The organism is Flavobacterium sp. UBA4854 (assembly GCF_002399805.1).
Classification (GTDB): domain Bacteria; phylum Bacteroidota; class Bacteroidia; order Flavobacteriales; family Flavobacteriaceae; genus Flavobacterium; species Flavobacterium ginsengisoli.
This window is the reverse complement of record NZ_DHEI01000080.1, coordinates 22,092-33,135: the sequence shown is the minus strand read 5'-3', so window position 1 is coordinate 33,135 and position 11,044 is coordinate 22,092. Positions and strand designations below refer to the sequence as shown.

Below are 11,044 nucleotides of genomic sequence, written 5' to 3'. Positions count from 1 at the left end.
ATTGAAGAGAATTATGAATTGATAAAAGATATCTACGATCAGATAAAGCCTTTTAACGATAGACGTGCCGGAAAACTTTCGGGCGGAATGAAACAGAAATTGGCTCTGTGTTGTGCTTTAATTCATAAACCTGAAATTTTATTTTTGGATGAACCTACTACTGGTGTTGACGTAGTTTCTCGAAGTGAATTTTGGGATATGCTAGCTAAACTTAAAAAGCAAAATATTACCATCGTAGTTTCAACTCCTTATATGGATGAGGCAAAATTATGCGACCGAATTGCTCTTATTCAAAACGGAAAAATAATGACGGTTGACACGCCAAAGCAAATTATAAAAAGTTTTCCGAAAACACTTTTTGCAGTAAAAGCAGATCATATTTATAAACTTTTGCAAGATCTTAGAGTCGAAAAAGAAATTGAAAATTGTGATGCCTTTGGAGAATTTCTTCATCTAACGTTAGTATCAGAACAGGCAAATGTCGAAATGGTCAAATCGATTGCACAAAAGTATAATCCTGAAAATTTAGAAGTAAAAGAAATAGAGCCAACGATCGAGGACAGTTTTATTCGTTTGATGCGAGAGCAAGACAATTCAACAGAATCAAAAGTAATCCTGCATGAAAAATAAAGCTATAATTTGTAAAGATTTAACCAAACAGTTTGGTGATTTTAAAGCGGTTGATAAAATTAGTTTTGAAGTCAGCGAGGGTGAAATTTTTGGTTTTCTAGGTGCCAATGGTGCGGGAAAAACGACAGCGATGCGTATTCTCTGCGGACTTTCTTATCCGTCTTCTGGAGAAGCAAGTGTAGCAGGATTTGATGTTTATAAACAGCAGGAAAAAATTAAAAAGAATATTGGTTATATGAGTCAGAAGTTTTCTTTGTATGATAATCTGACAATTCTTGAAAATATTGAGTTTTTTGCTGGCGTATATGGCGTTTCTCGACCTGAAATTAAAGAAAGGAGCACTGATTTAATTTCGACTTTAGGTTTAGAAAAAGAAGCAAAAAAGTTGGTTGGCGGATTGCCTCTGGGCTGGAAACAAAAATTGGCTTTTTCGGTTGCAGTATTTCATCGTCCAAAAATTGTTTTTCTGGATGAACCAACTGGCGGTGTCGATCCTATAACTCGAAGACAATTTTGGGAAATGATTTATGAAGCCACAGCCAACGGAATTACCGTATTTGTAACCACTCATTATATGGATGAAGCCGAATATTGCGATCGAATAAGCATTATGGTTGATGGACGCGTAGCCGCAATAGATTCTCCATCTGCATTAAAAAAACGTTTTGATGCAACTTCTATGGATGAGGTTTTTTATGAATTGGCGAGAAATGCCAAAAGAACATCAGATTAGTATGAAAAGATTTTTGGCTTTTATTCGAAAAGAATTTTATCATGTCTTTAGAGATCAGAGAACACTTTTGATTCTCTTTGGGCTTCCTGTTGTACAAATTGTTCTTTTTGGTTTTGCTTTAAGCAGTGAAGTCAAAAATATCGGAATTGCTATTCAGGATAATTCACATGATATTCATACAGAGAAAATTATAAGAAAGATAGGATCAAGTTCTTATTTTCATGTCGAAAAGCCAATTTTGAATTATAAGGATATTGAAAATAGGTTTAAAGATGGAAGCATTAAATGTGCGGTTATTTTTCCATCAAATTTTGGTTCGGATCTGCAGCGTCTTGGAGGAGCAAAAATTCAAGTAATTGCCGATGCGTCAGACCCAAATACAGCAACAATTGTAACGAATTATTTAAATGCAATTGTGAGAGATTACCAGCAAGAATTAAATCCTACGACAAGATTCAATTATCAGATTTTGCCTGAGTTAAGACAGCTTTATAATGAAGAACAGAACGGTTCGCTTAATTTTATTCCTGGTGTAATTGCTTTGATTTTTATGATTGTCAGCACAGCCTTAACCTCGGTTTCGGTTGTTCGAGAAAAAGAATTGGGTACTATGGAAATTTTGCTCGTTTCGCCTTTTAAACCCATAATGGTTCTAATTGCAAAGGCAATTCCGTATTTAGTGCTTTCCATTATCAATTTTGTTATCATTATTTTCCTTTCGGTTTATCTGCTCAATGTTGAAATAAAAGGAAGTTTCCTGCTTCTTTTTGCAGAAAGTATCTTATTTATCATTACTTGTCTTTCGCTTGGTTTATTGATTTCGAATGTAACGGCTTCACAGCAAACGGCAATGCTAATATCGATGATGGGAATGATGTTGCCCACTTTACTTCTAACAGGATTTATGTTTCCGCTAGAAAATATGCCTTGGATATTTCAAGCTATTTCTCATTTAATTCCGTCACACTATTATTACATCATCGTAAAAGCTGTTATGCTCAAAGGTTTAGGTTTTTCTTATATATGGAAAGAAACTTTAATACTTGTTGTAATGACGATTCTTCTGCTGACTATTTCTCTGAAAAAATTTAAAATTAGATTGTCATGAAAGTGCTGCGTTTTATATTACAGAAAGAATTTCGCCAGATCTTTCGAGACAAAACAATATTGGCAATGATGTTCTTGTTCCGATTTTTCAGCTGATTATTTTGCCTTTGGCGGCCAATTTTGAAGTAAAAAGTGTAAATATTGTTTATGTAGACCACGATCACAGTTCGTATTCTCAAAAGTTAATTAATAAAATTGTTTCTTCTGGATATTTCCATATTGTCGGAACTCCCTCTTCTTATTTAGAAGGCTTGAAATTTATTGAAAGAGCAGATGCTGACTTGATTCTAGAAATTCCTTCTGGATTTGAACGAAACTTAATTAGAGAAGGAAGTCAGAAAGTTAATATTGCTGTAGATGCCATTAACGGAACCAAATCAAATATTGGAAATGCTTACTTGAATGTTGTATTGGCAGATTTTAGCAATGATTTAGATATTCGGGTTAAATTGCCACAGCAACTAAGCACAGTTTCTCCGTCAATAATTACCTTAAACAGTACAAATTGGTACAATCCAAGAGCAGAATATAAATATTATATGGTTCCTGGTATTTTAGTATTGCTGCTTACTTTGATTGGCGGATTTATTACAGCGCTAAATATTGTAAAGGAAAAAGAAATAGGTACAATCGAACAGATTAATGTAACACCTATTCAAAAGTGGCAATTTATTCTTGGGAAACTGATTCCTTTTTGGATTGTTGGAATGACTGTATTTACAATTGGCCTTATTGTAATGTATTTAATCTATGGGATATTTCCGCTTGGTAGTCTTTTGGTTTTATATCTTTTTGCAGGAGTTTATTTAACTGCATTATTAGGTTTGGGGCTTCTGATTTCAACTTTTGCCGATACGCAATTGCAAGCAATGTTTATTGCCTTTTTCTTTATGATGATTTTTATGCTAATGAGCGGTTTTTTTACCAGCACCGACAGTATGCCAAATTGGGCAAGAATAATTTCTGAATTTACTCCTGTAACGCATTTTATAAAAGTGGTTCGCCTTATTGTTTTGAAAGGAAGTGGCCTACAAGAAGTAGGGACAGAATTATTATATCTGATTGTTTTTGCAATTGTATTGAATGCTTTGGCGATTTATAATTACAGAAAGACAAATTAAATGAAATTTTAGTGCTTTGTTTTTATTAATAGTAAGTGTTTACTTGTAAGAAATGTTATAGGAAAATATGGAAAATGATATTTTTTGATTTGAATTTATAAGAAAAAAACGCTAAATTTTGATATATATATCTGTTTATTAGTAGATTAAGTTTTTTTGTTTGCATGTTGTTACATTGTAGTACGGGAAACCGTATTTAAATAATAATTAAAAAAACTACTTTTGTTTTTTTTAACATGGAAATAATTACATCTTATGTCCCCAAATAAGTTTATTTTTTTCTTTTTATTGTTTATATCCGTATCCTATTCACAGACTAAACGTGCTGCTGTTATGGTAAATGCCAGAGCACAAAAGGATCAAATCTTAATTCGCTGGGCCGTTAACTCTCCAGTCGAATGGCAGAAAGCAAATAAAAAAGGATTTATAATTACCAGAACTACAGTTTTACGCGATGGTGTTGTCGTACCTAAACCTGAAAAAACGCTTATTACTCAAAAGCCATTAACTCCCGAACCATTAGATTCTTGGATCGATTTTGTACAGAAAGATAGTAATGCAGCTATAATTGCACAATCTATTTATGGCGAAAGCTTTGAAGTAACTGGTGCAAAAGAAGGTGATTTAGCAAAAATTGTAAATATGGCCGACGAGTTGGATCAGCGATATACTTTTGCTTTATATGCTGCAGATATGAGTTTTGAAGGAGCCGTAAAAGCAGGTTGGGGGTACATTGACAAAAATGTAAAGAGTAATGAGGTATATGCTTACCAAGTAAAGGTTTTTGAAAGTCCGCAGGTAAAAGAATCCTCTTATATGATTGGCTTGAGAGACTATACTGTTCTTCCTGCTCCAACAGATTTTATTGCAGTTCCAGATGATAGAAAGGTACTTCTTTCTTGGGATTATGAAACCTTCAAAAGAATTTATACCTCGTTTATGGTAGAAAAATCTTCAGATGGAATTAATTATACTCCGATATCCAATACGGCACTCGTTAATTTAAATGATAAAGATGAAAATCCGTCTAAAAACATGTATTATGTTGATACACTTAGCGTAAACGACAAAGCCTATCATTATAGATTATATGGTATCACTTCGTTTGGAGAAAAAGGAGAATTTACAAAGCCTATAACTGCAAAAGGCGTTGCGGCTATTGTAACTCCTGCAAGATTGGTAGATTATTCTATTTTAAATTCAAATGAAGTCAATCTTGAATGGGATTATCCTAAAGAATCGGAAGGTTTTATTCAGGGTTACGAAATTAATTTAGCGAATAATGATAAAGGACCATATAAGGTTGTTTCTAAAATTATTCCGCCATCTCAAAGAAAACTCAATTTTAAAGAAAATCTTTATCCATCTAATTATTTCACGATTTCAGTTGTCGGAAAAAATAATCAAAGATTAACCTCGCAAAGTATGTTGGTTCAGCCTGTCGATTCTATACCGCCAGCTAAGCCAATTGGTTTGGAAGGTGTGATTGATAGTCTCGGAACGGTTAGACTAAAATGGAAACCTAATCAAGAAAAAGATTTACGAGGATACAGAATTTTAAGAGCAAATACGTCAGGTGAAGAATTTGTAGATATTTACCATCAATCTTATATCGGTACAGAGTATAAAGATAGTGTGAGTTTAAAAATGACTAACAGTAAAGTTTATTATAGAATTGCTGCTGAAGATATGCGTTATAATATTTCGGATCCTTCTGATATTTTGGTATTAGATAAACCAGATAAAATTCCGCCGGCAGCGCCAATCTTTAAAGATTATGACAATAAAGATGGTAAAGTGCACTTAAAGTGGATACGAAGCTATAGCGAAGATGTTGTAAGTCATAGCCTGAGAAGAAGAGAAAAAGGACAGGAAAAATGGCTTGAAATAAAACAGATAAACGATACTATCCAAGAATTTACAGATGATAGAATAGAGAATAAAAAGACCTATCAATATGCTATTTTGGCTAAGGATAAAAGTAATCTTTGGTCTTCATTAGATCATTCTGTTATAACGGTTAGTGTATTAAATTTTACGCCAGTAAAGGTTATTACATTTTTGCAAGGAACGGCAGATAGAGAAAACAGAAAAATAGTTCTTTCTTGGGATTATGCCAAAAATAAGAACAAGGTTTTGGGTCTTAGCATCTATAAAAACGAAAAAGGTCTTCCGCCAACTTTATGGAAAGAATTAAACAGTACTGTTTTTACTTTAGAAGATAAAAACTTAAAAATTAATAAGGAATACGAATATCATCTGGTTCCAAATCTAGAAAACGATAGTCCAGCAAAAGCAGAGACCCTAACAGTTATTTATTAAGCCTATGAAGAAATTTTACTTATTTGTTATTTTGTTGGTTTATGGATTAGGGCATGCTCAGGTAAATTTATCAGGAAGCGCTAATTACCATGCAATAATTACTGCCGAAATGGGAAATGCTACTGGTGATGGTTGTAATAATGGTGGATTAGGAAGAGTTAGTTTAGATGGTATTGGAGCTTTAAGTTCTTTAAAAGATGATAGCGATTTTTGGCAAGATAAATCGGGTAGTTTTGAAAGAGATTATACCGAAAGTAATTTGGCAACCAGTGTTTCTTTGTATACTAGAAGGAGAACAAGAAGTGGAGGATGTAAGATTACACAAGAAAAGGCAGTCACTGTTCCAGTAAGCAGAAAACAAGATATTACCTATAAAGATTGGGACGATGCCAATGTCACAGGTGTTTTTGCTTATTATGTTTATGGAACATTTAGAGTTCAAACTTATCCTGTAATCAATTTAACTAACCCAAATACTCTTAATAATATAATTGGTACCGAAAGTTTAATTAATATACCAGCAATTTCGGGTGTTAAAAAGGAATATTTCGATTGGATGTACCATATTGAAGGCGAAAGAAGACAAATTAAAATAGGTTTTATAACGATTTGGGTAGATGTTTGGAGAAGTCTTCCTGCCCAATACCAAGGCAATAATTCACTAAACATATTATGCAAAGATTTTTTACCTTATGAAGCAGTTGGTAAAAAAATAACGTTAAGAGCTAATGAATATGGCAGTACTGTTGAATTGCTTTATGTAAGATCTGCTCCGCATATTTTATCGGTAGAGCCTATTGAGACAAGTTGTTTTGATACTAATGATGGTAAGGTAAAAATAAATTTTAGCAGACCCTTAGATCCTGGAGAAATTTTATCGCTTGATTTTGACGGAATGAATGGAGAAGATGTTCCTAACATTACTAAAGATGGAATTCTTGACGGGAAAAAGTTAGAGGCTGATAATTCCTATACAGTTGGAAATTTAAACAAAGGGTTAACAACCCTTAAATTACTAGGGTATTTTCAACAAGGAACCTTTAAGGCCAATACTTATGTAATGGATCCAGAACACCAAACGAGTTTCACAATTGTATCTCCAACACCAGTAGATTTTTCTATTGAAAAGAAAGACATTAGTTGTTTTGAAGGAAAGGATGGTGCAATTGATGTATCAGCTACAGGAGGAACTGCGAATGGGATTTACCAATATTCACTAGATAGTGGAGCTACGTGGATCACTTTTTTAAATGCAGATAAAACTACGATAAGAGACCTTGGTCTTGGAGAACATTTTGTTAAAGTTAGAAAAATAAAAGATGTTAATGATGCCATTGGCTGTATAGCAAAAACATCAGATGATAAAGAAAAAGTATTGTCAAAGATAATCGATCAGCCTAAAACTCCTCTTGCTCTTTCGAGTGATATAATTCTTAGTCACCCTACTTTTTATGGAGCTCAAAACGGATCTGTTATAGCTTCAGTAAAAGGAGGGACTCCAATTAACGGAAATAAATATTCTTATGAATGGAGAAACGAAAAAGGTGATCTTATAGATGCAGTCAATTCAACAGCAAGTTTTTTTGATGGAATTTATACAATCAGGTTAAACAATGTTCCTGAGGGAAAATATACTTTGATAGTGACAGATAATTTTGGTTGTGATTTAACATTAAAAGATGCCGCCATTTTAGATGATCCAGAACCAATTGCGATAACGCTAAAAGTTAAACAAGACATTTTTTGTAATTCAGCAAACCTTGGCGAGGAAGGGAATAAAAAACCTGAATTAGCATCAAATGGTAGTTTAGTAGCTTTAGTTACAGGAGGAAAAGTATTGGATAGAGGATTACCCTATGTTTTTTATTGGAAAAAGCTTGTTTCTAAAGATGTTTGGGAGGATTTGAACGTAAATGATTCAATAATAAATGAGCTTCCTAAAGGAACTTATTCCATAAATGTAGAAGATGCTAACAAAATAATGCACGGAACTTATACATTAACAGAGCAAACTCCAATAGCAGTTGAGATTACTATTGATGAACCTGAAGCAATGGAGGTTGTATTTGACTCAACAGATGTTTCTTGTTTTGAAGGTGCCAATGGTCGAGTTAAAGCATCTATCAAAAACGGAAAATCTACCTATACTTATACTTGGTACGGACCAGGCAAAAATGCTGTAGTAGGAGACGAAATAAAAGATTTGGTTGCCGGAACTTATTATGTTGATGTTATCGATAGAATAAAAGGTTGTTTTGTAAAAGACAGTATTGAAATAAAGCAGCCTCTTAAAGAGGTAATGATTGATTATCCAACAATAAAAATCCCTACTTTTTCAGGTGCAAACGACGGAAAACTTGTAGCAAAGATTACAGGTGGAACAGCGTTTGATCCGACAAAAAATCAAGATAGACTATATGATTACGAATGGAAAAATTTAGAAGGAGTTGTACAAAATGCAACTGCCGAAGTCGAAAATGGCGTATATACCATCACTTTAGACAATGTTCCAGCAGACTCTTATTTTTTAACCATCAAAGATAAGAATTACAATGAAGCAACTGGCCAGACAGTTAATTGTAGTGTAGTAGAATCTAAATTTAAATTAACAGAGCCAGATCCTTTAAAAGTAGTTTTTGAAATTGTTAGGGATATTTCGTGTAACGCGAAAAATGAATATGGAGATAAAAAAGATACAACTCCAAAAGATGGACAGCGTGACGAATCGCAGGACGGAATTTTGCTGGCTCACGTTACAGGAGGTACTCCTTTGGAAGCTTCATCAAATAACAGATTGCCTTATTATTTCTCTTGGAAAAAACAAAGGGATAATGGCACTTGGGAAGATTTATCGGTACAAGATTCTATCATTTCTACTCTTTCTTACGGAAATTATGCTCTTAATGTTAAAGATAGAAATAATGTTATTTTAGGCACTTATGAAAATGGAAATTGGATCGCAAAAGATTCAATTCAATTAATGGAACAGCCTCCAGTATTATCAGTGAAAATTGATAAAGGAGATGCATTTTGTTATGGAGGTAACGATGGATGGGCAACTGCAATTGCAGAAGGAGGAAGCGGAGGTTATACTTACGTATGGTCTAATGAATATAAATCGGACAAAAATACGGTTTTAAAGAAAGGAGATTATTGGGTTATTGCAACAGATAAAAAAGGTTGTACTGCGTATGCTGAAGTTTTTATTGATGGACCTGATGCACCACTTTCTATTAAATATACTGAAGTTTTAAATCCGAGTTTTTATAAAGCCACAAATGGAAAAATTGTAGTTGAAGTAACAGGCGGAACAATAGAAGCAGATAATACTTATTGGTTTGAATGGAAAAATAGTAAAGGAATAGTGCAAACTACCACAACGACAAGTTTTAGCGATGGGATTTATACGATAACCTTAAGCGGACTTCCAGAAGAAACTTATAGTTTAACAGTTCGTGATGCTAATTACAATGCAGCAATAAATAAAACAAGTTGTATCGTAGCAAATTCTGTTACAGAATTAGACGATCCAGATCCGCTTGAAGTTACTTTTGAAGTGATTCGTACTATTTCATGTAATGTGAGTAATGAATTTGGAAATGAAACAGATGCTAATCCATTAGATAATCAACGAGATGAATCGCAAGATGGTATTTTGAAAGCGCATGTAACGGGAGGTATTAAACTTCCAGCAGTAAAAAATAACGGATTACCATATTATTATACTTGGAAGAAAAAACAAGCCAATGGTTCTTGGACTATTTGGAATAATACAGGGGATACGGCAGAATATCTTTCAGAAGGTACTTATGCGTTAAACATTGAAGATGCCAACGGAATTAAACTGGGAACTTATGTGAATAATGTTTTAGTTAAAGAAATAGACCTTGAGAAGTATATTCCACAACCAGATCCGCTGAAATTGACTTTTACTAAGTTCGATGTGGGCTGTACAACTGGAGACGATGGTTGGGCAGATGCGCATGTAACAGGTGGAACACCTCCTTATACATACGAATGGACAAACGGAGAAACAACTCATAAAATAGAAAATATTACAACAAACAATTATTTTGTAATAGTAAAAGATGCAAAAGGATGCGTGGTTCAGGGAAGTATTTTTGTTGGAGATCCTAACGGAATATTTACTACAGAAACAGTTAAAGATCCTATTTGTTATAAAGGAAATGACGGATCGATAACGCTTAATGTTACAGGAGGCAATTTGCCATATTCTTATGTATGGAATACAGGTGCAGTTACAAAAGATTTGAATAATCTTACTGCTGGAAATTATGAAGTTACTATAACTTGCCCAGATTGTTGTGTTTACAAAAAGAGATTTGTTTTAAAAGACCCAGATCCTGTTATTGTCAATGTTGGTCCAGATAGAACTTTGTGCATTGATCAAAGTTTAGATTTAGATGCATCAATTAAAGATTCGCAGGCACAATACAGTTGGACATCTACAAACGGATTCACTTCAAATGAAGCCAAAATCAATGTGTCAAAAGCAGGAACTTATCATGTAAAAGTAACTACGGCTCTAGGATGTATTGGCGAAGACGAAATTGTAATTAAAACGAGCCAAACAGCAATTAGCGCAGAATTTTTATTGAGTTCTCAAGCTTATTTAGACGAAGAAGTAATTTTGGTTAATACAAGTAATCCTTTTGGAGAAAGTACAGATTGGGTTGTTCCAAACGGAGTAAAAGTTGTAGAACAAAAAGAAAAATACATCACTTTAAAGTTTGATTCAACTGGAGTTTATTCAATTGGCTTAAAGCAGACACAAGGAGAATGTTATGCAGTTTACACCAAAAACATTATGGTCGAACAGCGCGGAACATTACCAAATACCGATACTGCATCACAATTTATTATAGATTTTATTGTAACCCCAAATCCAAGCAATGGTAATTTTAAAGCAATTGTAAATTTAGAAAACAGTAGTGCGATAAATTTAAGACTGTTCTCATCTTCAGGACAAAATACCATGATTCAAAAACAGGAATCAGGAAAGAAAAAGTATGAGGTAGATTTTAATACCTCATTACAATCTGGTATTTACATAGTCGTACTAGAGACTGGACAGCAAACATTGGTTAAAAAAATTATCATCAATTAAAAA

General features: G+C 33.6%; 5 protein-coding genes and 1 pseudogene. All 6 read left to right on the top strand.

Annotation, left to right across the window (positions count from 1 at the left end):
* On the top strand, positions 1-630 hold a 630-nt coding region (locus B3J44_RS11060), incomplete at its 5' end, for an ABC transporter ATP-binding protein (protein ID WP_286968501.1).
* A complete protein-coding gene (locus tag B3J44_RS11055; protein WP_198856228.1) occupies positions 620-1,363 on the top strand; it encodes an ABC transporter ATP-binding protein in 744 nt (247 codons plus the stop codon). The genes B3J44_RS11060 and B3J44_RS11055, both read left to right, overlap by 11 nt.
* Position 1,364: 1 nt before the next feature.
* Positions 1,365-2,471: an ABC transporter permease gene (locus B3J44_RS11050; RefSeq protein WP_198856706.1), complete on the top strand. Its 1,107-nt coding sequence runs from the start codon at positions 1,365-1,367 to the stop codon at positions 2,469-2,471.
* Positions 2,468-3,591 (top strand): annotated as a pseudogene (locus B3J44_RS11045) (ABC transporter permease). The gene B3J44_RS11050 and the pseudogene B3J44_RS11045 overlap by 4 nt, the downstream one beginning before the upstream one ends.
* A 333-nt stretch (positions 3,592-3,924) precedes the next feature.
* Positions 3,925-5,913 carry a fibronectin type III domain-containing protein gene (locus B3J44_RS11040; RefSeq protein WP_286968499.1) on the top strand — a complete coding sequence of 663 codons (1,989 nt, stop codon included), beginning with the start codon at positions 3,925-3,927 and terminating at the stop codon, positions 5,911-5,913.
* A 4-nt stretch (positions 5,914-5,917) separates the two neighbouring features.
* Positions 5,918-11,041, top strand: coding sequence for a T9SS type A sorting domain-containing protein (locus B3J44_RS11035; RefSeq protein WP_286968498.1), 5,124 nt, complete (start codon positions 5,918-5,920; stop codon positions 11,039-11,041).
* The last annotated feature ends 3 nt before the right edge of the window (positions 11,042-11,044 follow it).